The organism is Rathayibacter rubneri (assembly GCF_023743255.1).
Taxonomy (GTDB): domain Bacteria; phylum Actinomycetota; class Actinomycetes; order Actinomycetales; family Microbacteriaceae; genus Rathayibacter; species Rathayibacter rubneri.
Map to the genome: position 1 here is coordinate 23,197 of NZ_JAMRYM010000014.1, position 22,043 is coordinate 45,239.

The following is a 22,043-nucleotide window of genomic DNA, read 5'->3' on the forward strand; positions in this document are numbered from 1 at the left end:
CCCAGCCGTCGCGAACCGCTCCGGGCAGAGGTGCCACGATGAGAGCGTGAGTGCGGACGACCCCGACCTGGTGCCCGAGCTGCTCGTCGAGGATCTCGAGCGCAGTCTCGCGTTCTGGTGCGGTCCCTGCGGCTTCGCCCTCCGCTACTCCCGCCCGGAGGAGGGCTTCGCGTACCTCGTGCGCGGCGGCGCGCACGTGATGCTCGACACCGTCGGCCTCGGTCGCGACTGGATCACCGCGCCGCTCAAGCGGCCCCTCGGCCGCGGCGCGAACCTGCAGATCCGCGTCGACGACGCCGACGCGATCGCCGAGGCGCTCCGCCGAGCAGGGGTCGCCCTCTTCCTCGAGCCCGAGACGCGCTGGTACCGCGCGGGCGGACGCGAGTCGGGGGTCAGGCAGGTCCTCGTCACCGATCCCGACGGCTACCTCCTCCGCTTCCAGTCCTCGCTCGGATCGCGCCCGGCCGCGCACTGAGGACCAGCCCCACGGAACGCGACATCATGCTTCGGGACGATGACGCGGTGCCCACATCCCTGGTCTGATCGATCCCATGCCCGACCCCAGCCTCACCGGACTCGTCAGCACGATCACGATCGACGACCCGCCGGACGACTCCGACGCGGCCCTCCCGCGTCGCGGCATCGTGCGCCCCGCCGACCTCGTCGCCGGACTCACGGGAGTGGCCCTCGGCTTCTTCTCCCTCTTCGTCCACGCCATCGCGGAGTGGCAGTACCTCGGCCCCGACGTCGAGGGGGTCAGCGTGCTCGGCTGGCTCGCCCCGGCGGTCGCGGGAGCCCTCTGCCTGCTCGTCTCGATCGTCCCCGTCGTGGTCCGCGCGATCCGCCGTCGGACCCCGGAGGCGTCGGCGTGAGCCGCCTGCCCGCCGGACCGTCCGTGCGCCTCGCGGAGGAGCTGCTCGCGCGAGCGGGGTGCGCCGGCTCCGCGCGGCCCTGGGTCCTGCGCACCCGCGCCGGCGAGCACCCGTCCATCGACTTCGGCGCCCTCGAGCGCCACGTGCACCGGCTCGACCTGTCCGAGGAGGCCGTCGCGCGCATCGCGCTCTCGCTGGCCACCGGGCGCCCGGTCGATCTCCGCGCCGCACTCGGATACCTCACCCGCGACCACGCGGCACTCGTGATGACCGCGGTCGCCTGCGCCGGCGGGCACGACCGCACCGGCAGCCGGATCCTCGTCGTCGACGACGAGCGCCGCGTCGAGACCGCCCCGCCGCTGAGCTCCTGGACCTCCTGAACAGGACCCCCGCGCCGAGCCGTCCCCCCGTCAGAGCGTCGTCCGCGTCGCTACGGGCTTTCGCATGTACCCGGTTTAGGGTGTCCGTGTGCAACGTGTCGACGATTTCCCAGGAGCCGGACCGGTGGCGACCTCACCCGAATCCGGTGACCCCCGGGAGGCGTCCGCTCTCCGGCTCCCCTCCGCTACCGCCTCGCCCGGACAGGTGACCAGCGGGGAGGCGGGCTACCGCAGCGGCAACGTCGCGGATCCGGTGTGGCAGTCGTGGCGTGACGAGCTGGCGAAGGTGGGCGGCCCCTCGCCGCTCCTGCACTTCGTCGACTCGCCCCGTACGCGGATCGAGCTGTCGACCACCCATCCCGGCGGCCTTCCCCCCTTCATCTCCGGCAAGACCACCCTGCTCTCCTCGCTCATCCGCGACGAGCTCGCCCTGCGCACCGCCAAGAACGCGGCCGCGGCGATCACCGACAAGGGGATCGAGCTGCGCTCGGTCCGCGGCATCGAGGGCGTCCACCTGGCGATCGGGCTGGCGCAGTGGCGCGCCGGCGAGACGGAGTTCACCGCTCCCGTCCTGCTGCGCCCGCTGGCCATCCGCCGGTACGGCCGCGACTTCGAGCTCAAGCTCAAGGGCCAGCCCTACTTCAACCCGCAGCTCGCGCGCGCGCTCAAGCAGCAGTTCGGGATCACGATCGATCCCGAGCAGTTCGTCGAGCTCGCCGTGCAGAGCGGCGTCTTCAAGCCGCAGCCGGTCATCGACCAGCTCCGCGGACTGACCTCCCACCTGCCGTGGTTCGCCGTGCACCCGCGGCTCGTGGTGTCGAGCTTCGCCGACGTGGCGGGTGACATGCTCCGCGACGCGCGCATGCTCGAGCACCCCGTGCTCGACGCGGTGGCGGGCAACCCCGCCGCGAAGCGCTCGCTCCAGCAGTCGCAGAAGGTGGCGTCGATCATCCCGCAGGACGAGCGTCCGCCGGCGACCGACAACCTCCTGCTCGACGCCGACGCCGAGCAGGAGCAGGTCATCGCGAACATCGCGGCGGGCAACTCCCTCGTCGTGAAGACCCTGCCGGGCACCGGCGGGACGCAGACCATCGTGAACGCGATCGGGGCGCTCGCCGCCCAGCACAAGCGCGTCCTCGTGGTCGGAGCGCGCCGCTCGAGCCTCGACAGCATCCACCAGCGCCTCGTCTCGGCGGGACTCGGCGGCATCGCCGTCGGCCCCCGGACCCTCCGCCGCGACCTGATCCAGTCGATCGGCCGCAACGAGAAGGCCGCGCGCCCCTCCGTCAGCGAGATCGACGACGCCCTGCTGCGCCTGCGCAAGGTGCTCCTCGACTACCGCGGCGCCCTCTCGCGCCGCGACGACAGCTTCGGCGTCTCGGCCCTGCAGGCCCTCGAGGAGCTCGCGCGCCTGTCGCAGCTGCGCACGCCTCCGTCGACCACCGCGAGGCTCGACCGCCGCGCCGTCACCGCTCTGGCGCACAGCCGGCCGCAGGCGACGCAGATGCTGATCGAGTCGGCGCGCCTGGGCGAGTTCCGCTACGGCCCCGGCGACTCGCCCTGGTACGGCGCGCACTTCCAGTCGACCAGCGAGGCCGAGGCGGCGCACGAGCTGGCGAAGCGCCTGCATCTGCGCGATCTCCCGCGCCTGCTCGACCGCGCGCAGGACGTCATCGGCCAGACCCGGATGCGCCCCTTCGAGTCGGTCGCCGAGCTGGGCATCTACCTGCGCCTGCTCCAGGACGTCCGCGAGACGCTCGACAAGTTCCAGCCCGCCGTCTTCGACCGCTCGATCCAGGACCTCATCGTCGCGACGTCGCCGCGCCGCGACGCCGCGGAGATGTCCTCGACCAACCGCCGTCGTCTGAAGAAGCTCGCCCGCGAGTACATGCGCCCCGGAGCGCACGTCACCGACCTCAACGCGTCCCTGCGCCGCGTGCAGCAGCAGCGGACGCTGTGGCAGCGCTACGCGGTGGCCGGCACGGTCCCCGAGGTGCCGGTCGGCGTCGCCGACGTGCAGGTCGCCTACCAGCAGGTCGCCGACGACCTCGGCCGCCTCGACGAGCCGCTGGGCCGCCTCGGCTCGACCACGCAGCTCGCCTCGCTCCCGCTGGCCGAGCTGACCTCGATGGTCTCCGGGCTCGCCGAGGACAGCGAGGTGCTCGCCAATCTGCAGGAGCGCACGACGCTCCTCTCGACCCTGCGCGAGTGGGGCCTGGACCCGCTGCTCACCGATCTCTCGCGCCGCCACGTGCCGGCCGAGGTGGTCGCCATCGAGCTCGACCTCGCCTGGTGGCGCTCGGCGCTCGAGATCATGCTGACCGACGAGCGCGCCCTGCTCGGCGGCAACACGAGCGTGCTCGACCGGCTCGAGGCCGACTTCAAGCTGGTCGACGAGGCGCACGCCGCCTCGAGTGCCGAGCTGCTGGCCTGGAAGCTCTCCGAGACCTGGAAGATCGGGCTCGTGGACTGGCCGCAGGAGCGCGACGCGCTGCGAGCGCTGCTGCGCACCGAGGCGGCGACCACGCCGCAGGAGCTGCAGAAGGCCGCCCCGCACCTGTCGCGCGTCCTCGCTCCGGCCTGGCTCGCCTCGCCCTACGAGGTGCACCGGATCGGCACCGAGACCACGTTCGACGCCGTCTTCCTGGTCGACGCCGGAGCCACCACGCTCGCCGAGAACGTCGGAGCGATCCGCCGCGCCAAGCAGGTCGTCGCCTTCGGCGACCCGGTCACGCAGACGCCCACCCCGTTCGGCCTGCGGGTCGACGAGAGCGTCGAGTTCGGCAGCTCCGCCACGCGGACGGACGTCGAGGCCCTGCACGCGCAGTCCGCGCTGGCGCGCCTCGGCGAGCTGCTCAACACCGTCACTCTCACGCGCAGCTACCGCGCGGGCGGCGAGGACCTCGCCGAGCTCGTCAACCGCCGCTTCTACGGCGGACGGATCGACTCGCTCCCGTGGGCGGGCTCGTTCCTCGGGCACGACTCGCTCCGCTTCCACTACATCGCGAGCGGCCACGGCATGCCCGAGAACGACTCCGGAGCGGTCGAGTCCGTCGACGCCGAGGTCGCGAAGGTCGTCGAGCTCGTGCTCGAGCACGCAGTCATCCGCCCGCGCGAGTCGCTCATGGTCATCACCGCGAGCCCCCGTCACGCCGTGCGCGTGCAGCAGGCCGTGCTCACCGCGTTCGCCAAGCGCGCCGACCTCAACGACTTCATCCTGGGCGACCGCCCGGAGCCGTTCGCGGTCGTCACGCTCGAGCAGTCCGTCGCGCAGAGCCGCGACCGGGTCATCTTCTCGATCGGCTACGGGCGCACGCCCCACGGGCGCCTGCTGTCGAACTTCGGGGCCCTGGCCGAAGCCGGTGGCGAGCGCCTGCTCGCGGTCGGGATGACGCGCGCCCGCCGGTCGATGGACATCGTGTCGTGCTTCCGTCCGGGCGACATCGACGAGTCGCGCATGCGGCACGGCATGGTCGCGCTGGCGCAGGTGCTGCAGGAGGCCGAGGACCGGGTCCAGCCCAGCGACCGCGACGACTACTCCGAGCCGATGCTGGTCGACCTGGCCGCGCGTCTCGAGCGCCGCGGACTCCGGGTCAACATCGGGCACAAGGGCAAGCTCGCCCTCGTCGCGGCGCACGGCACCCGTGCCGTCGTCGTCGAGACCGATCGCGACGTCAGCACGCAGAGCCTCCGGGTGTCGCTGCGACTGCGCCCTGAGCTGCTGCGCCGTCTCGGCTGGCACTACCTCCGCGTGCACAACTTCGAGCTGTTCGCCGACCCCGAGGCCGTGGCCGGGCGGGTCGCCGGGCTGATCGGCGCTCCGGCCGACGAGGCGCCGAGCGCGGCGCCCGAGGCGGCGGCCCCGGTGGTCGTGGCGAGGGCGGCGCAGGCCCCCGTCTCCAGCGAGACCCAGCCGATCGAGATCCAGTCGCGCGACGAGTGAGCGACGACCCGACGACCGCCGCGCCCGCCGGAGCGGATCGACCGCTCCGGCGCTCACGGGGCGGCCGTCGGGCGACGCTGCCGGCGAAGCCCGGCACCGACCCGTCGCCGCACGACCCGCCCGTCCGGGACCCGGAGGCTCCGTCGTCGCGCCCGGACACGGGTCCGAACGACTCCCGCCTCCGCCAGGACGTGCCGCCCCACTACTGACGCGACGCGCGGCTTCCTGCGGGGGCAGCGGGCGTTTCGAGGTCCTCGACCGCGGGGTGGGCGGGTCTCGATACGCCGCCTGCAGCGGCTACTCGACCAGCAGGTCTCGTCGAGCGCGTCCCGCGGGACTGCTCGGGAAGCGACCGGGATGACCGGGTCCCGTGCCTCGAGCGCCTTCGCTGCAGCGGATCCCGCGCCCACCGGCTGCTGATCCCGCTCCCCGCACGGCGGGGCGCTGTCTGCTGATCCTGCTCTCCACACGGCGGCGCGCCTTCTGCTGATCGAGTAGCCCGCGCAGCGGGCGTATCGAGATCCCCGTCCTCAGAAGCGGGCGGATCTCGATACGCCGCCGTCGGCGCCACTCGACCAGCGGGCAGCGAAGGAGAAGCATCCCGAGGGGCGACCTCCCGAGGGTGCAGGCGTCGTGCGGAACGCGTGCCGGCGTTTCGCACGCACCGTCCGCACAACGCTCCCGGGAACGCGCCCGCCTCGGGAAGCCGACCGCGGTTCTTCCTCGCCTCGGCGAGGAGTAACGGGACGGATCAGTCGACGTGCTTGCCCGAGTTCGCCGTGGTGGCGGTGCCGCCGTTGGCGAGCAGGTCGCGGATGTCCGCGAGCAGCTCGAGCTCGGTCGGCGCCTTGTCCTCGGCGGCGGGGGCGTCGTCCATCTTCTTCTTGAACGCCGCGTTCTTGAGGTGGTTGATCGGCAGCACGAACGCGAAGTAGAGCACGAACGCGACGATCACGAACTGGATGAGGGCCGAGAGCACCGCGCCGTACGCGATGACCGTGTCGTCCTCACCGCCCACGCCCTCGCGGATGGTCCACTCGAGGGCCTGCAGCGACGACGCGTCGAAGATCACCCCTATGAGCGGGTTGAAGATCCCGGTGACGATCGCGTTGACGATCGTCGTGAAGGCCGCGCCGATGACCACGGCGACAGCCAGGTCGATGACGTTGCCGCGGAGGATGAACTCCTTGAAGCCGTTGATCATGGTCTGTTCCGTTTCTGCCGACGGGCGGTGGACCGGGTCAGGTTCCCGAGGAGGAGGACCCGGAGGAGGACGACGAGGAGGACCCCGACGAGGACGACGAGGAGCCGCCGGAGGACGATCCGCCCGAGGACGATCCGCCGCTCGAGGACGAGCCGCTGGAACCGCCCGTCGAGGCGGGTGCCGGCGTCGAGCTCCCCGACGACGAGTCGCCGGAGCCCGATCCCGACGACGAGCTCGTCAATCCGGAGGCGCGCGAGTCGGTCCGGTAGAAGCCGGAGCCGTTGAAGGTGACTCCGACCGCGCTGAAGACCTTGCGCAGCGCGCCCTGACAGCTCGGGCACTCCGTCAGGGTGTCGTCGGTGAACTTCTGCTGGATGTCGAAGGCGTTGCCGCACTGCGTGCAGCGGTAGGAGTAGGTGGGCACGGGTGCTCCTGAGAAGAGGGGGAGTGGGAGAGGGGGAGGAGGGCTCAGCGCTGCACGTCGAGGACGCCGGAGGGCGTCACGACGCCGTCGACCGGCTGGTCGTGCACCTCGCTCGGCACGCGGTCGACGAGCTCGCTGTCGAAGACGACCGCGTAGACGGGCGGGCACTTCTCCATCGAGCCGAGGGTCTTGTCGAAGTAGCCGCGGCCCCAGCCCATCCGCATCCCGCTGCGGTCGACGGTGGCGGCGGGGACGATGATGAGGTCGACGTCGTTGATCGCGATGGGCCCGAGCAGTGCGCCGACGGGCTCGGGCATGCCGAACAGCCCCTGCGTCTCGGTGTGCCCGTCGCCGACGGCCCAGTCGAGCAGTCCGTCCTGACGCGAGATGGGGAAGAGCACGCGGATGCCGTGGCTCTCGGCCCAGCCGAGGAACGGGCGGGTGCTCGGCTCGTCGGGTGCCGACAGGTAGCACGCGATCGACCTGGCCCCGTAGCGGGTGACCAGGTCGACGAGGTGCTCGGTGATGCGGGCCGTGGCCTGCTCGCGAGCCGTGGTCGTCTGCGTGCGTCGGCGCTCGCGCAGCTCGGCGCGCAGCGCCCGCTTCTCGTGAGTGATGTCGGCTGGCATGCGCTCAGTCTAGATCGGGGCCCGCGTGCGGGATCGGCGGGGTCCTTCCTCCGCTGAGCCGCGCTCACGGCCACCCGTCCCACAAAAGGGGCCGCGGCAGCGCGCGCCTCGGAAACATCCCCGACCACCGCCGCCGATATAGTGACGCCTCATGGGCACTCGAATCCGCAAAGCCGTCATCCCCGCCGCAGGTCTCGGCACCCGCTTCCTGCCGGCGACCAAGGCGATCCCGAAGGAGATGCTCCCGGTCGTCGACAAGCCGGCCATCCAGTACGTGGTCGAGGAGGCGGCGGACGCGGGTCTGCAGGACGTCCTCGTCATCATCGGGCGCAACAAGAACGCCCTCGCCAACCACTTCGACTCGGTGCCCGAGCTCGAGCTCAACCTGAGCAAGAAGGCCGACGACGCGAAGCTCGCGCACGTCAAGTACGCGAGCGACCTCGCCGACGTGCACTTCGTCCGCCAGGGAGAGCCCAAGGGCCTGGGTCACGCCGTGTCCCGTGCACAGCGCCACGTGGGTGACGAGCCCTTCGCGGTCCTGCTCGGCGACGACCTCATCGACGCCCGCGACCCGCTCCTCACGCGAATGATCGACGTCGCCGAGAAGCGCGACACCACCGTCGTGGCCCTGCTCGAGGTCGACCCCGACCAGATCCACCTCTACGGCTGCGCCGCGGTCGAGACCACCGACGAGGACGACGTCGTCCGCATCACCGGTCTCGTCGAGAAGCCGTCGAAGGAGGACGCTCCGTCGAACCTCGCCATCATCGGCCGCTACGTCCTCAAGCCCGACGTGTTCGGCGTGCTCGAGGACACCCAGCCCGGCAAGGGCGGCGAGATCCAGCTGACCGACGCGCTCGAGCGCATGGCTCAGGACCCGGCCGAGTTCGGCGGCGTCTACGGCGTCGTCTTCCGCGGCCGCCGCTACGACACCGGCGACAAGCTCGACTACATCAAGGCGATCGTGCAGCTCGCGTCCGACCGCGACGACCTCGGCAAGGACCTCAAGCCCTGGCTCAAGGACTTCGTCGAGACCCTCTGACCCGGAGCCTCCGCGAGGCCCTCCTGATCGTCGAGATCCCCCGCCGCCGCGGGGGATCTCGTGCGTGAGGGGCCGACGCAGCACGCCGCCTCCCTCGCCGATGCCGACCGCCCGGTCCACCCCCTTCGACGACCTCGTGCGCGCAGTACAGTCGGGACATGCCGCTGCCGATCCCGACGCTCTCCGAGGGTCGAGTCACCATCCGCCCCATCCGGGTGCGCGACGCCCGCCCGCTCGAGCGCGAGCTGATCGCCAATCGGGCGTGGCTGCGGCAGTGGGAGGCGTCGGACCCCCGTGGCGGCGCCGCCTTCGACGTCCGCGCGAGCATCCGCTCCCTGCAGCAGAACGCCCGTGCCGGGGGAGGGGTGCCGTTCCTCATCGAGTGGGACGGCGAGCTCGCCGGGCAGCTGAACATCTCGAACATCGGCTACGGCTCGCTCTCGTCGGCATCGATCGGCTACTGGGTGGCCGAGCGGTTCGCCGGCCGCAGCATCACTCCGATCGCCGTCGCGCTCGCCACCGACCACGCCTTCCTCGACCTGGGGCTCCACCGGATGGAGATCTGCATCCGTCCCGAGAACCGGCCGAGCCTGCGGGTGGTCGAGAAGCTCGGCTACCGCTACGAGGGACTGCGCCGCCGGTTCATCCACATCAACGGCGACTGGCGCGACCACTTCTGCTTCGCCCTGGTGGCGGAGGAGGTGCCGCGCGGGGTCCTGCGCCGGTACCTCGACGGCCAGGTGCCGCACGACGTCGGCACACCGAGCGAGGCCGACCAGCGCGCGTCGCACCGCTCCGGGCTGTCGGGGCCGCCGGACGGCGCGGGCATCCCCCGGACGGGGAGCCGACTCATCGGCGATCCGCGCGGACACACCTACCCGTAATGACGGACGGGAGCACCTCCGACTCCTAGCGTGGGTCGCATGAGTAGCGACTGGCTGGGTGGGGGCGTCGTCTGGGCGCTCGCCGCCGTTCTGTGGGTCGCCTACCTCATCCCCACGTGGATGCGCCGCCGGTCGTACAACGCGACCGAGCGCAACGCGGTGAGGCTGCAGCAGACGCTGCGGATCCTCGCCGAGACCGCGGAAGTGCCCGAGCACGTGCGTGCGGAGGCGACGGCCCGCGAGGTCGCGCTGCAGCAGCGCACCCTCCGGGCGACCGAGACACGACGACGAGCCGAAGAGAAGGCACAGGCGATGGAGCTGGCACAGGCGGAGAAGGCGGCGCGCGAAGCGCTGCGACGGGCGGCCGCGACCACGAAGCAGAGCACCCGCACGGAGCCCGGCGTCCTGCGCTGGCGGCAGACCGCCGCCTTCGCGGTGCTGGTCGGCCTCGTCGCGGCCCTGGTCGGGCTCGTGATGCTGCCGTTCGGCGGCAACGGCGTGGTGCCGACCGTGGGCGGGCTGCTGGTCGCGGCCGGCCTCGGCACGCTGCTGGTGCTCGCTCCGGGTCGCCGCCGCGCGGCTGCTCCCGCATCGACCGCGGCGACGACCGTCGCGGCGTCGCGCCGCCCGGCCGAGGTCTTCGAGGCCGAGCTGGCGGAGGACGCGCCCGCCGAGGAGGAGGCCGCCGAGGCATCCGAGGCCGTGAGCTGGACGCCGAAGCCGCTCCCGAAGCCGCTCTACCTCTCGCGCGGAACCGTGGCCGCCAGCGCCATGGCGTCCATCGACGCCGTCGAGCGCCTGCGCGCCGCGGCGGCGGAGGCGGAGCTCGCGCAGCGCGCGGCCGCCTCGGCCCCCGAGGTCGCGCCCATCCGCACCCCCCGCGCCACGGCTCCGGTGCCGGTCCCCGAAGCGCCCCGGCCGACCTCGCGCTTCGCCTCGATGGGCGTCGTCGAGGGCGTCGACGCGATCGACCTCGACCAGGCGCTGCAGCGCCGCCGCGGGGCCTGACGCCTCCGCTCGTCGATTCGGAGCCCGCCCCCCGGCGTGCTAGTGTGGACGAGTTGTTCGGGCCGGAGACGGCTCGGAAGGCACGGGTCCGTGGCGCAGTTGGTAGCGCGCTTCGTTCGCAATGAAGAGGTCAGGGGTTCGAATCCCCTCGGATCCACTGCACGATCAGAAGGCCCGCTCGGAAGAGCGGGCCTTCTGTGTTTGTCAGGGTCGGGCCAGCCCAGAGCGGGCTTCGATGTTAGTGGCGAGACCGTTTAGCCAAGTGGTGCCATCGGGTCGTATGGAGTCACAACCGATTGGCGTCTACCTCGGCTTCAATTCCTGACGGCGAGGCGTGCCTTCGGGGCGAGGCCATGTCCCCACCTTGACGGGCTTCGGCGGGGAGCGCTTCGCTACATTTCCGACACTTCAGAGTTCCCTCGCTGCCGCGCATTTAGCGACCAATGCTCGAGTGAGGTGCGCAGTACGGTTAGATCAGGTGCTTTCGATAGATTCTTCGCGGGGATTGGTTCCGGTCAGGCTGGCGCCGCAATGCATCTCTGCTTCGAGCGCGGAATTACGATATTCTATGCGTCAAGCGAAGGGGCGGTCACGGTGCCAGAATGGATTGACGAGGTTTCGGGTGTCATTCAACTAGTGTTGAATACGGTCGTGGTTGTTGGCGGTGCTGCGATATGGAAGCTGTACGTTGACAAGTTGCGCGCAACAGTAGAGAGCAAAAACGCGACAATCGAAAGTGTGGAGAAGAGCCGGGATCTCTGGAAAGAGAAAGCTGAAGGTCTTGAGAGTCGCAGTCCTGAAGTTGTCGAGAAATCATTGGCCGAGCGGATCAGGATCAGGGACGACGAGATTAGCCGGCTCACTGCAGATAAAGAGTTCGATGCCACCGCGGTGCGGGAGCTTGAAGTAAAGAAATCCGAATTGGAAAGGGACCTTTTCCGCGCACAAGGCTTCCGAGCCATGCTCGCGATGGAGGAGGGTACCGAGCTTGAGGAGGAGAAGGGGTTCGGCGCGGGCGGGGATGCCGACGGTACCGCTCGACATGTAGTCGACGGCCCTCGAGAAATCACCGTTGAACTGATCGGCGAGGTTGGGGTGGATAGCGGGCAGCTGATGGTGACCGATCCCTGTTATGTAGATACTGAGTGGCAAGATGAGCCGTTCATCCCTGATGGCAAGATTGAGCGTGACGAAGACACCCTTTTCCACTACTCCTATGACGGCGCTTGCCGTTCCACGCTTAGTGGAGGTGGTCATGGAGAACTTGCTTTCACCAAGGGCCACGCTGGAGCGGGAGTTGTCTTCTCAACGGCGTGGGGGGATGGCATGTATGCGATATATGCGGAGAAGCACGACGGGCACATTGTGCGCGTCTATGTCAATGTGGGGTAAGTTCGTCGCTCACCGATCTGGCATTCCAGCTGGCCTGACTCGGTATGAGCTCTGCAAAAGCTCAGGGGGTCCAGGGCTTCGACGTTTGCTACCGGATCCGTCAGCGCAGCGACGGGTCCGGGTCGCCCCAGTTCTCGACGGTCTGCAGCACCCAGAAGACGGTGAAGAGGGTGAGCGCCAGCGCCTCGACCAGCAGCAGCCACTGCTCGCCGAGCAGCGCCTCCCCGCGGCCGCTCGCCGCCAGCGCGACCAGCGCGACGTCGGTCGCGGCGAGCAGCCCCGCGAGCACCGCGTACGCGATCGAGTAGCCGCGCGGTGAGCCGGGGCCGCGCACCCCCTCCGATCGCACCGCGTACGCGTGCACGCCCGCGACCGCGGCCATCAGGAGGAAGAAGACGGCGGCGGCCGCGTAGTGGCCGGTCACCGCGAACTCTGGAGAGGTCGAGGCGACGGCGAGGGCGACGAGCAGCACGGCCGCGACGGCGCTGCGCACCAGCGCGGTCCGGTCGAGCCGGCGGTCGAGGGCCAGGAGCGCGACGGACGCGACGAGGACGGCCGCGGCGACGACGAGATACGCGAGCATCCCGACGGCGAGCTCCTCGGTCGCGCTCGCAGGCAGGCAGCGCACGACGCCGGCGGGGCAGCCCGTGCCCGTCAGCATCGCGAGCTCGTCCGAGCGCAGGGGCACGGGGACGAGCGCGATGAGCGGCGCCGTCATCCCGCCGAGCAGCAGGAGGTAGCGGCGCAGACTCCGCCCGGCGAGCACGACCAGCGCGACGGACACCGCGAACAGCGCACCGACGAGGACCGAGCGGGCGGGCGTGTAGTAGGCGGCGCTGATCGAGCGGAGCGGCCCGAGCGCCACCAGGTGCCAGCAGAGTCCGACGCCGAGCAGCAGCACCGCCGCGCAGAGCGACAGCCGGACGTAGCGGTGCGTGCGCAGCGACGAGACGGAGCCGTAGGCGCGCAGGGCGTCGGTCGGGCGCACTCCGGCTACTCCGCGCGCAGACCCGCCGAACCGAGGGCGAAGTCGACGTCGATGCGGATCGCCACCCGGAGCGGGTTCTCGCGGGGGACGCGGTAGCGGCGCGAGTAGAGGTCGACCGCGTGCGCGACGGCCTCGGGCTCCTCCTCGATCGAGGCGGGACCGCCCAGGCTCAACCAGCGGATGCCGTCGACCTGACCGACCGTCGCGGTGCCACCGCGGCGCACGTTGAGCACCTTCTGGCTCTCGCGCGAGGTGATGACGCGCACGACGCCGTCCTCGTAGGTGAAGCCCACGGCGACGACGTGCAGCCGTCCGCCGCGGCCCGGAGTGGAGAGGGTGGCCAGGTGCCGCTCGGTCACGAACTCGAGGCCGTCGGGGCTGAGGATGCTCATGCCGCGAGCGTAGCCCGAGGCGCTGACGGGACGCCGGGGCGGCCGACCTCGAGGAAGGCGTCAGACCTGCAGCAGCAGGGCCTCGCCCTGCCCGCCACCGCCGCAGAGGGCGGCGACTCCGAGTCCGCCTCCGCGGCGCCGCAGGGCGAGCGCGAGGTGCAGGGCCAGCCGCGCACCGGAGGCGCCGACCGGGTGGCCGAGCGCGATCGCACCTCCGTCGAGGTTGACCGACTCGGGGGCCAGGCCCAGGTCGTCGGCCGACTGCAGGACCACCGAGGCGAAGGCCTCGTTGATCTCGATCAGGTCGAGATCGGCGACCGCACCGCCCCGGCGGTCGAGAGCACGGAGGATCGCGGCCGACGGCTGCGAGTGCAGCGAGTTGTCGGGCCCTGCGACCTGGCCGTGCTCGGCGATCTCGGCGATCCAGGGGAGACCCCGCGAGAGGGCCCAGCCGCGGCTCGCCACGACGAGCGCGGCGGCGCCGTCGGTGAGCGGCGACGAGCTGCCGGCCGTGATGGTCCCCTCGGGGGAGAAGGCGGGCTTCAGCCCGGCGAGGATCTCGACGGTGGTGCCGGGCCGGATGCCGTCGTCCTCGGACACCGTCACGTCGGGTCCCCGGCGCTGCGGCACGGTCACGGGCGCGATCTCCTCGGCGAGGGTCCCCGACTCCCGAGCGGCGGCGGCCCGCTGGTGCGAGAGCGCCGCGTAGGCGTCCTGGCGCTCGCGCCGGATGCCGCGCTCGGCGTTGCCGTCGTCGGTCACCCGCCCCATGATGCGGTGGTCGAACGGATCGAGCAGGCCGTCGTGCAGCAGAGCGTCCTCGAGGGGCCTCGCGCCCACTCCGATGCCGTCGCGAGCGCCCAGCAGCAGGTGCGGCGTGCGAGTCATGGACTCCTGACCGCCGGCCACGACGACCGACGCCTCGCCGGTCCGGATGAGCCGTGCCGCGTCGATCACCGCTGTGAGGCCCGAGAGGCAGAGCTTGTTGATCGTCACCGTCGGCACGTCCCACCCCAGCCCGGCGAGGATCGCGGTCTGACGCGCGGGCCCCTGCCCCGCGCCCGCCTGGATCACCTGACCGAGGACGACGGCGTCGATGTCGCGAGCCTCGACTCCCGAGCGCTCGAGGGCGGCGCGGACGGCGTGAGCGCCGAGCTCGGTGGCGGAGAGGCCCGCGAACGCGCCGCCGAGACGGGCGAAGGGGGTGCGTGCACCCCCGAGGATCACGGGGACGAGCTCCTCTGCGGTCATGGCGGGACTCCTTCTCGACGGAGAGAGCGGGTGGAGGCGCCGGTCAGGGCACCAGGAGGATCTTGCCCCGGACGTGGCCGTCCTCGCTCGCGCGGTGGGCCTCGACGACGTCCTCGAGCGCGAAGCGGGGCCCGAGCTCGACGCGGAAGCGGCCCTCGGCGAGCAGTCGCGCGGCGAGAGGCACCGCCTCGCGGCGCAGGCGCAGCTCCTCCGGGGTCATCGGCACGGGATTGCCGCCCGACCAGGCCCGGATGCCGAGCGAGGCGGCGCGAGCGCCCACGACGACGGTGCCGACGTGCTGCGGGTCGGCGACGAGAGCGAGGGAGGTCTCGATCGCCTCGTCGGTTCCCGCGGCGTCGAGCACGCGGTCGACGCCGTCCGGAGCGGCCTCGCGCAGACGCGCCAGCAGGCCCGGTCCGTACGCCACCGGCTCCGCGCCGAGTTCCCGCAGGCGCTCGTGGTTCGCCGGGCTCGCCGTCGCGATCACCCGGGCGCCGCGCTCCCGGGCGAACTGCACCGCAGCCTGTCCGACGGCTCCCGCCCCGCCGTGCACGACGAAGGTCGACCCCACGGCGACTCCGAGCGACACGACGGCCTGGTAGGCGGTGCCGATCGGGATGCCGAGTGCGGCGGCCTGCTCGAACGACACGCCGGCCGGCTTGGCGTCGAGGTTCTCGGGTCGGACGACCACGGAGGTGCCGTAGGTGCCCGAGGCGCCCTGCACGATCACCTCGTCGCCGACGCTCCAGCCCTCGGCCCCCGAGCCGATCGCCGTCACGACTCCCGCGCCGTCCGAGCCGAGTCGACGCGGCTCCGTCAGCGGCGGGCTCGGCCGCACGCCGGCACGGATCTTCCACTCGATCGGGTTCACCCCTGCGGCGCGGACCGCGACCACGAGACCGCCCGCGGGCGCGTCCGGCTCGGGGGCGTCGACCACCTCGAGCACCTCGGGTCCGCCGATCCGGCGGTACTGCACGATCCTGGCCACGTCGTCCTCCTCGGTCAGCCCAGAAGCCGGTCGCGCACCTCGCGGCGCAGCACCTTGCCGATGAGCGAGGTGGGCAGCTCGTCGACGGGCACCACGCGCTTGGGCACCTTGTACGGAGTGAGGTGCAGGCGGCAGAAGTCGCGCAGCGCCTCGGGGTCGACGGCGGCACCGGCGCGGAGCACGACCGCGGCCGCGACGCTCTCGCCGCCGTCCGCGCGGGGCAGCCCCACGACGGCGGCCCGCGACACGTCGGGGTGCGACTCGAGCACGCCCTCCACCTCGGACGGCGAGACGTTGAAGCCTCCCGTGATGATCAGCTCCTTCGCCCGGTCGACGATCGTGACGAAGCCGTCGGCCGAGACGGTGGCGATGTCGCCCGTGCGGAGCCAGCCGTCGGCCAGCAGCGTCGCGCCGGTCTCATCGGGGCGCTTCCAGTAGCCCTGGAACACCTGCGGTCCGCGCAGGAGCAGCTCGCCGGATTCGCCGGGCCCGCGGTCGACGGAGGGATCGTCGGGGTCGACGAGTCGGATCTCGGTGCTCGGGAACGGCACTCCGACGGTGCCCGGGCGGCGCGTGGGTCCGACCGGGTTGCCCACCGCGACGGGCGAGCTCTCGGTCATGCCGTAGCCCTCGACGAGGAGGCCGCGGCTCGCGCGCTCCCAGCGGTCGACGGTCGCGACGGGCAGTCCCATCGCTCCCGAGATGGCGAAGCGGATGCCGCGCAGATCGAGCTCGCCGCGCTCGGAGGCGCGAGCGAGCGCGTCGTACACGGGCGGCACTGCTGGGAGGAACGTGGGCGGCGAGGACTTGGCCGCCGCTTTCACGAGACCCACGTCGAACGTGGGGAACAGCACGACCTTCGCACCGATGCTGATCGCGAAGGTCAGGCACAGCGTGAGCCCGTAGGCGTGGAAGAGGGGGAGGACCGCGTAGAAGGTCTCGTCGCCCTCGCGGAGCCCGGGCACCCAGGCCTGACCTTGCATCGCGTTCGCGCGCAGGTTCGCGTGCGAGAGGATCGCGCCCTTCGGCGTCCCGGTCGTGCCGCTGGTGTACTGCAGCAGCGCGGTGTCGCCGAGCGCGGGCCGGGGGTGCGAGCGCGAGAGTCGGCGGTCGCCGACGAGGCGCGAGAAGGGGATCACGGAGCGGGTGCGCGGCCGGCCCGTGAGCTTCGCGCGGGCGGCGCGGACCTTCGGCAGCGGCAGGCGCAGCGCGAGGCGCTTGGCGAGCGGGAACGACTCCGTCAGATCGACCGAGACCACGCGCTCGATACCCAGGTCGGCGGGCATCGTCGCCACGACGTCGGCGACCTTGTCCCACACCACCGCGACCCGTGCGCCGTGGTCCTCGAACTGCCGACGCAGCTCCCTCGGCGTGTAGAGCGGGTTGTGCTCGACGACGACCGCTCCCAGGCGCAGCGCCGCGTAGAACGCGATCACGTGCTCGGGGCAGTTCGGCAGCACGAGGGCGACGCGGTCGCCCGGGCGCACGCCGAGCCGGCGCAGACCCTCCGCGGCGCGGGCCACCTTCTCGCCGAGCTCGGCGTAGGTCGTGCCGGCGCCGAAGAACTCGAGGGCGGTGCCGCGCCGGTAGCGGGCCACCGAGTCCTCGAGGAGGTCGACGAGGGTCTGGGTGGGCGGTTCGATCTCGGTGGGGACGCCCTCCGCGTAGGAGGACAGCCACGGCTTCGTCGCCAGGTACGGGGATCCGGGGGTCACGGAGCCACTATCGGGCATCAGCCTCCGCGGTTGCTCCGAGGCTCGCCGGAGGGGTGACGCGGCGCCGGAACGCGCGCAGACTGGACGGATGAGCGCAGCCATCGACCTCCTCCGCGACGCCTTCGCCCGGGTGCACGAGAACGTGCACGCGGTGCTCGACGACTCGACTCCCGAGCAGCTCGGCTTCCGCGCCGACGCGCAGGCCAACTCGCCCGCCTGGCTGATCTGGCACCTGACCCGGGTGCAGGACGACCACCTCGCTCCGCTCGCCGGTCACGAGCAGGTCTGGACCGCGCAGGACTTCCACGGTCGCTCCGCCCTGCCCTTCGAGCCCGGCGCGAGCGGATACGGTCAGGAGCCGTCCGAGGTGGCGGCGCTCGCCGCCGTGCCCGCGCACCTGCTCGCCGAGTACCACGACGCCGTGCACCAGGCGACGCTCGCGTACCTCGACACGCTGTCGGACGAGAACCTCGCCGAGGTCGTCGATCGCCAGTGGGACCCGCCGGTGACGCTCGGCGTGCGCCTCGTCTCGGTCGTCGACGACGACGCCCAGCACGTCGGCCAGGCCGCCTTCGCGAAGGGCCTCGCGGAGCGCTCCTGAGCGCGGGGCCCGCCGACGATGCCGCTACCCTGGACGCGGCACCGTCGCCCGGCGGCGGTGTCCGCGGAGCGAGGACCGCGCCACCGAGAGGACACCACCCGTGCCGTTGCCCACCACCCCCGCCGCCCCTTTGATCCGCAAGGGTCGCGACGTCCCGGCCGAGATCGCCCGCTCGTGGCTCCTCGTCAACGCGACCAGGACCGAGACCTTCGACGCCGCCCACGCGTCGCGCGCTGACCAGATCGTCCTCGACATCGAGGACGCGGTCGACCCAAAGGCGAAGCCCGATGCCCGGGCCGACGTCGTCGAGTGGCTGAAGGGCGACAAGAAGGCCTGGGTCCGCATCAACGACCACTCCACCCCGTTCTGGTCGGACGACGTCGACGCGCTGAAGGGCCTCCCGGGGCTCGCTGGCGTCATGCTCGCCAAGACGGAGGCGGCGGAGCACGTCACCGAGACGTTCGACCGCCTCGGCGGCTCCACCCCGGTGCTCGCGCTCGTCGAGTCGGCCCTCGGCATCGAGGAGGCGGTCTCGATCGCCCGGGCCCGCGGCTGCTTCCGGCTCGCGTTCGGCAGCGGCGACTACCGCCGCGACACCGGCACCAGCGCCGACGCCCTGGCCATGGCCTCCCCGCGCTCCCGCCTCGTCGTGGCGTCCCGCATCGGCGACCTGCCCGGCCCGATCGACGGACCGACGGTCTCGAACAGCCACCCGGTGCTCCGGGAGCAGTCCGCCCTCACCGTCTCGCTGGGTCTCACCGGCAAGCTCTGCCTCGACCGGGAGCAGCTCGCCGTCATCAACGAGGTCATCAGCCCCACCCCGTCCGACGTGGCGTGGGCGCGCGACTTCCTCGACGACTTCGAGGCGCGCGGCCGCGTCATCCGCGACGGCAGCGACCTGCCCCGACTGGGCCGCGCGAAGAAGATCGACAAGCTGGCGACCGCGTTCGGAGTGAACCCGCTCTGATCCGAGGTCCGCGGCACGAGCACGAGGAGGCGCAGATGGGCGCGGTCAGCACGTTCCTGTGGTTCGACGACGCCGCGGGGGAGGCGGCCCAGTTCTACACGTCGCTCGTGCCGAACTCGCGGATCCTGGACAGCAGGGTCCTGCCGGAGGGCTCGCCGTCGCCCGGGGAGCTGCTCTCGGTGGTGTTCGAGCTCGACGGGCAGCGGTTCCAGGCGATCAACGCCGGCCCGCGCTTCCCCTTCACGGAGGCCGTCTCGATCGTCGTGACCGTGGAGTCGCAGGAGGAGCTGGACCGGCTCTGGGACGCGCTGACGGCCGACGGCGGGCAGGAGAGCCGGTGCGGGTGGCTCCGGGACCGGTGGGGCCTGTGGTGGCAGATCGTCCCGTCCATGCTCGCCGACCTCCTCGGCGGGGCGGATGCGGACGGCGCCGCCCGCGCCATGCGGGCGATGCTCGCCATGGACCGCCTCGACATCCGCGTGCTCGAAGAGGCCTATGCCGGCGCGTAGATCCGGGCAGCGGCGCCGCTCCGTCTCGCTCCGGCGCGCCTACCTCCGCGACTACCGCTACGCCTACGGGTCGCGCTTCGCGCATCTGCGCGACGGCTGGGACGTCTCGCACTACTCGGGAGGCGACCGCACGCCGGTGCTGCTCATCCCGGGCGTCTACGAGACGTGGCAGTTCCTCCGCCCGGTCGCCGACCGCCTGAACGGCGCCGGCCACCCGATCCACGTGCTGCCGGCGCTCGGGCACAACACCCGGCCGATCGTCGCGTCGGCGGCCCTCGGTCAGGAGTACCTGCGCGAGCACGAGCTGCGCGACGTGATCGTCGTCGCCCACAGCAAGGGCGGTCTGATCGGCAAGCACATGATGGTCGTCGACGACCTGCAGGAGCGGCGCATCGACCGCATGATCGCGGTCTCGACGCCCTTCACCGGCTCGCCGCTCGCGCGGATCGCGCCCGCCCGCGCGCTGCGCGAGTTCCATCCGCACCGCCCGGTCATCCGGACCCTGCTCGCCGAGCGCGACGCCGACTCGCGCATCAGGTCGATCTACGGAATGCGCGACCAGTACATCCCCGGCGGCAGCCGACTCGTCGGCGCGCACGAGAACATCGCGGTCTCGGTCATCGGCCACTTCGCGCTGCTGTCGCACCCGAAGGTGCTCGACCTCATCGCAGCGCGCGTCGATCCGGAGTGACGGGGCCGGGGCGGCGAGGCGCACCCGGCCGGTCCCAGGTCAGCTCCAGGGCGTGAGCAGCACGAGCGGGATCTCGCGCTCGGTCCTCGTCTGGTACTCGGCGTAGTCCGGCCACGCCGCGACGGCGCGCTCCCACCACGCCGCGCGGTCGTCGCCCTCGAGGACTCGCGCCGTGTAGTCCTTCTTGACCGGGCCGTCCTGGAGCTCGACGTGCGGCTCCTTGAGCATGTTGCCGTACCAGACGGGGTGCTCGGGGGCGCCGCCCTTGGAGGCGACGACCACGTACTCGCCGTCGTGCTCGACCCGCATGAGCGCGGTCTTGCGCAGCTTGCCGCTGCGCGAGCCGACGGTGGTGAGGACGATGATCGGCTTGCCGCGCAGGAGGTTGCCCTCGGCACCCCCGGTCGACTCGTAGAGCTCCGCCTGCTCGCGGGCCCAGGCGGACGTGCTCGGTTCGTATTCTCCGGTGAGAGGCATGCTCCGATCGTAGCCACGGGTGCGCCGTCGATTCGAGACGTGCACGAGGATGGAGCGGTGCAGGCTCCCGACCAGATCGACCGCGCGCTGATCGCGCGACTCCGCGACGACCTCCTCCGTGCCCGGTACGGCGTGGACGCCGTCCGCGAGCTGTGGGGGGAGGCGGCCGCCGAGGCCCTCCACCGCGGCGACCGCGTGCCGGCGCGGCGTGCGCTCGCCCGCTCCACGGCGGGATCCGCTGAGGAGCGGGCCCGCGCCGTGCTCGCGCGGTTGTTCCTCCTGGCCGATCCGGTCACGGCCGCGGAGGCGGAGGAGGCGTTCCCCGCCCTCGGGCTCGACGGTGCCGTCGAGCTCGAGCTCGTGCGCGCCGAGGCCGGCGCGGTCGTCGTCGCCGCGCTCGATCTGCGGCCCTACGACCTCGTCGACTCGCGCGGTGCCGCGTCCTGGTGGATCGTCTCCGACCTCGGCGAGCTGGCCCTGGGTCGCGCGCTGTCCGAGGACCACGTCCTCGGCGTCGGTGGAGCGAGCCTCACCCTGACCGGGCTCATGATCCAGCGCCCGGCCGGCAGCGTCCTCGATCTCGGCACCGGCTGCGGGATCCAGGCCCTGCACGCCTCCCGGCACGCCGACCGCGTCGTGGCGACCGACATCTCGCACCGGGCCCTCGCGATCGCCGCCTTGAACGCCGAGCTCAACGGGATCGACTCGATCGAGTTCCGGCACGGCAGCCTCTACGAGCCGGTCGCGGGGGAGCGGTTCGACCACATCGTCACCAATCCGCCGTTCGTGATCACTCCGCGCTCGCCGGGAGTGCCCTCCTACGAGTACCGCGACGGCGGACTCGAGGGCGACGAGATCGTGCGCCGCGTGATGATCGGCGCTGCGGAGCACCTGACTCCCGGCGGAGTCGCGCAGCTGCTCGGCAACTGGGAGTACCGCGAGTCGGCCGACGCCTTCGACCGGGTCCGCGGCTGGCTGGCCGACACGCGCGGCCCGCTCGAGCAGGCGCTGGAGCCCGGCCGCGCAGGACTGGACGCCTGGATCGACGGCGCCCGGTCGCCGCTGGACGTCTGGATCGTCGAGCGCGAGCAGCAGGATCCCGCCGTGTACGCCGAGACCTGGATCCGCGACGGGGGCACCACCCGCGGAGCGGAGTTCGACACCCTGGTCGACGCGTGGCTCGAGGACTTCGAGCGCCGCGGAGTGACGGGCGTGGGGTTCGGCTACGTGACCCTCCGCCTGCCCGCGCGCTCGCGGCCCCCCTTCGAGCGCCTCGAGCGGATCGACGGGGCGCTCTCGACGGCGGGGCTCGGCGGCCACCTGGCGCACTGCCTGGACGCCGCCGAGCGGCTCGCCGACCTCGACGACCGCACCCTCGCGGGCCTGTCGCTCGTCGTGGCGCGCGACGTGACGGAGGAGAGGCACTACTGGCCGGGCAACGACGACCCGACCGTGCTGCGGCTGCGCCAGGGCGGCGGATTCTCGCGCACGGAGGACGTCGACACGGCGCTCGCCGCGGTCGTCGGCGCGTGCGACGGGGAGCTGTCGCTCGCCGCGATCATCGCGGCCGTGGCGTCGCTCCTGCACGTGGAGGAGGAGGCGGTGAGCGCCTCGGTGCTGCCGGGAGTGCGCGATCTCGTGGCGACGGGGATGCTCGTCCTGCCGTGAGCCGAGGCCGTTGCTCCC

22 protein-coding genes and 1 tRNA gene are annotated in these 22,043 nt (G+C 72.1%); 14 read left to right on the forward strand and 9 right to left on the reverse strand.

Annotation, left to right across the window (positions count from 1 at the left end):
* Positions 1–46 precede the first annotated feature (46 nt).
* The 4 genes from NB037_RS05645 (at position 47) to NB037_RS05660 (ending at position 5,195) form a co-directional block, all read left to right on the forward strand.
* The gene (locus NB037_RS05645; protein WP_251944321.1) at positions 47–475 is read left to right on the forward strand and encodes a bleomycin resistance protein; all 429 of its coding nucleotides are present in this window, start codon (positions 47–49) and stop codon (positions 473–475) included.
* 76 nt (positions 476–551) lie between these two features.
* A complete protein-coding gene (locus tag NB037_RS05650; RefSeq protein WP_251944322.1) occupies positions 552–872 on the forward strand; it encodes a hypothetical protein in 321 nt (106 codons plus the stop codon).
* Positions 869–1,252 (forward strand): hypothetical protein, encoded by a 384-nt coding sequence (locus NB037_RS05655; protein ID WP_251944323.1) that lies wholly within the window; start codon positions 869–871, stop codon positions 1,250–1,252. Before NB037_RS05650 ends, NB037_RS05655 begins: the two co-directional genes overlap by 4 nt.
* 205 nt (positions 1,253–1,457) lie before the next feature.
* Positions 1,458–5,195 carry a DEAD/DEAH box helicase gene (locus NB037_RS05660; protein WP_251944324.1) on the forward strand — a complete coding sequence of 1,246 codons (3,738 nt, stop codon included), beginning with the start codon at positions 1,458–1,460 and terminating at the stop codon, positions 5,193–5,195.
* 751 nt (positions 5,196–5,946) lie between these two features.
* Here NB037_RS05660 and mscL read toward each other — a convergent pair.
* From mscL to NB037_RS05675, 3 genes are read right to left on the reverse strand one after another with little or no spacing between them, the layout of a single operon-like run.
* Positions 5,947–6,399, reverse strand: coding sequence for a large conductance mechanosensitive channel protein MscL (mscL, locus tag NB037_RS05665; protein WP_251944325.1), 453 nt, complete (start codon positions 6,397–6,399; stop codon positions 5,947–5,949).
* A gap of 37 nt (positions 6,400–6,436) precedes the next feature.
* The gene (locus NB037_RS05670; RefSeq protein WP_251944326.1) at positions 6,437–6,823 is read right to left on the reverse strand and encodes an FmdB family zinc ribbon protein; all 387 of its coding nucleotides are present in this window, start codon (positions 6,821–6,823) and stop codon (positions 6,437–6,439) included.
* Between the two features lie 44 nt (positions 6,824–6,867).
* Positions 6,868–7,452: a 5-formyltetrahydrofolate cyclo-ligase gene (locus tag NB037_RS05675; RefSeq protein WP_251944327.1), complete on the reverse strand. Its 585-nt coding sequence runs from the start codon at positions 7,450–7,452 to the stop codon at positions 6,868–6,870.
* A gap of 151 nt (positions 7,453–7,603) precedes the next feature.
* Here NB037_RS05675 and galU point away from each other — a divergent pair, with 151 nt between their 5' ends.
* From galU to NB037_RS05700, 5 genes are all read left to right on the forward strand, one after another.
* Positions 7,604–8,494: a UTP--glucose-1-phosphate uridylyltransferase GalU gene (gene galU / locus NB037_RS05680; RefSeq protein WP_251944328.1), complete on the forward strand. Its 891-nt coding sequence runs from the start codon at positions 7,604–7,606 to the stop codon at positions 8,492–8,494.
* Between the two features lie 158 nt (positions 8,495–8,652).
* Positions 8,653–9,378 (forward strand): GNAT family N-acetyltransferase, encoded by a 726-nt coding sequence (locus NB037_RS05685; protein WP_207402836.1) that lies wholly within the window; start codon positions 8,653–8,655, stop codon positions 9,376–9,378.
* Positions 9,379–9,417: 39 nt separating this feature from the next.
* Positions 9,418–10,386: a hypothetical protein gene (locus tag NB037_RS05690; RefSeq protein ID WP_251944329.1), complete on the forward strand. Its 969-nt coding sequence runs from the start codon at positions 9,418–9,420 to the stop codon at positions 10,384–10,386.
* An 84-nt stretch (positions 10,387–10,470) separates the two neighbouring features.
* Positions 10,471–10,543: transfer RNA gene (locus tag NB037_RS05695), tRNA-Ala, on the forward strand.
* Positions 10,544–10,980: 437 nt separating this feature from the next.
* Positions 10,981–11,778, forward strand: a complete 798-nt coding sequence (locus tag NB037_RS05700; RefSeq protein ID WP_251944330.1) for a DUF4241 domain-containing protein — start codon at positions 10,981–10,983, stop codon at positions 11,776–11,778.
* 100 nt (positions 11,779–11,878) lie between these two features.
* Here the strand turns inward: NB037_RS05700 and NB037_RS05705 are convergent, their stop codons facing one another.
* From NB037_RS05705 to NB037_RS05725, 5 genes are read right to left on the reverse strand one after another with little or no spacing between them, the layout of a single operon-like run.
* Positions 11,879–12,766 (reverse strand): hypothetical protein, encoded by an 888-nt coding sequence (locus NB037_RS05705; RefSeq protein ID WP_251944331.1) that lies wholly within the window; start codon positions 12,764–12,766, stop codon positions 11,879–11,881.
* A gap of 5 nt (positions 12,767–12,771) precedes the next feature.
* A complete protein-coding gene (locus tag NB037_RS05710) occupies positions 12,772–13,158 on the reverse strand; it encodes a pyridoxamine 5'-phosphate oxidase family protein (RefSeq protein WP_251944332.1) in 387 nt (128 codons plus the stop codon).
* 60 nt (positions 13,159–13,218) lie between these two features.
* Positions 13,219–14,409 (reverse strand): acetyl-CoA C-acyltransferase, encoded by a 1,191-nt coding sequence (locus tag NB037_RS05715; protein WP_251944333.1) that lies wholly within the window; start codon positions 14,407–14,409, stop codon positions 13,219–13,221.
* Between the two features lie 43 nt (positions 14,410–14,452).
* Positions 14,453–15,397, reverse strand: a complete 945-nt coding sequence (locus NB037_RS05720) for an NADP-dependent oxidoreductase (RefSeq protein ID WP_251944334.1) — start codon at positions 15,395–15,397, stop codon at positions 14,453–14,455.
* Between the two features lie 14 nt (positions 15,398–15,411).
* On the reverse strand, positions 15,412–17,130 hold the full coding sequence (locus NB037_RS05725; protein ID WP_251944335.1) for a long-chain-fatty-acid--CoA ligase: 1,719 nt from the start codon (positions 17,128–17,130) through the stop codon (positions 15,412–15,414).
* A gap of 70 nt (positions 17,131–17,200) precedes the next feature.
* Between NB037_RS05725 and NB037_RS05730 the strand changes: the two genes are divergently transcribed.
* The 4 genes from NB037_RS05730 (at position 17,201) to NB037_RS05745 (ending at position 19,880) form a co-directional block, all read left to right on the forward strand.
* Positions 17,201–17,713 (forward strand): mycothiol transferase, encoded by a 513-nt coding sequence (locus NB037_RS05730; RefSeq protein ID WP_251944336.1) that lies wholly within the window; start codon positions 17,201–17,203, stop codon positions 17,711–17,713.
* Positions 17,714–17,819: 106 nt separating this feature from the next.
* Positions 17,820–18,680 (forward strand): HpcH/HpaI aldolase/citrate lyase family protein, encoded by an 861-nt coding sequence (locus tag NB037_RS05735; protein WP_251944346.1) that lies wholly within the window; start codon positions 17,820–17,822, stop codon positions 18,678–18,680.
* A 35-nt stretch (positions 18,681–18,715) separates the two neighbouring features.
* On the forward strand, positions 18,716–19,189 hold the full coding sequence (locus NB037_RS05740; RefSeq protein ID WP_251944337.1) for a VOC family protein: 474 nt from the start codon (positions 18,716–18,718) through the stop codon (positions 19,187–19,189).
* Positions 19,176–19,880 carry an esterase/lipase family protein gene (locus tag NB037_RS05745; protein WP_251944338.1) on the forward strand — a complete coding sequence of 235 codons (705 nt, stop codon included), beginning with the start codon at positions 19,176–19,178 and terminating at the stop codon, positions 19,878–19,880. The genes NB037_RS05740 and NB037_RS05745 overlap by 14 nt, the downstream gene beginning before the upstream one ends.
* A 39-nt stretch (positions 19,881–19,919) precedes the next feature.
* Here NB037_RS05745 and NB037_RS05750 read toward each other — a convergent pair whose 3' ends face one another.
* Positions 19,920–20,357 (reverse strand): nitroreductase family deazaflavin-dependent oxidoreductase, encoded by a 438-nt coding sequence (locus NB037_RS05750; RefSeq protein ID WP_251944339.1) that lies wholly within the window; start codon positions 20,355–20,357, stop codon positions 19,920–19,922.
* 57 nt (positions 20,358–20,414) lie between these two features.
* On the opposite strand from NB037_RS05750, the gene NB037_RS05755 reads away from it, so the two are divergent.
* Complete coding sequence (locus NB037_RS05755) at positions 20,415–22,025, forward strand: DUF7059 domain-containing protein (RefSeq protein ID WP_251944340.1); 1,611 nt, start codon at positions 20,415–20,417, stop codon at positions 22,023–22,025.
* Positions 22,026–22,043 lie beyond the last annotated feature (18 nt).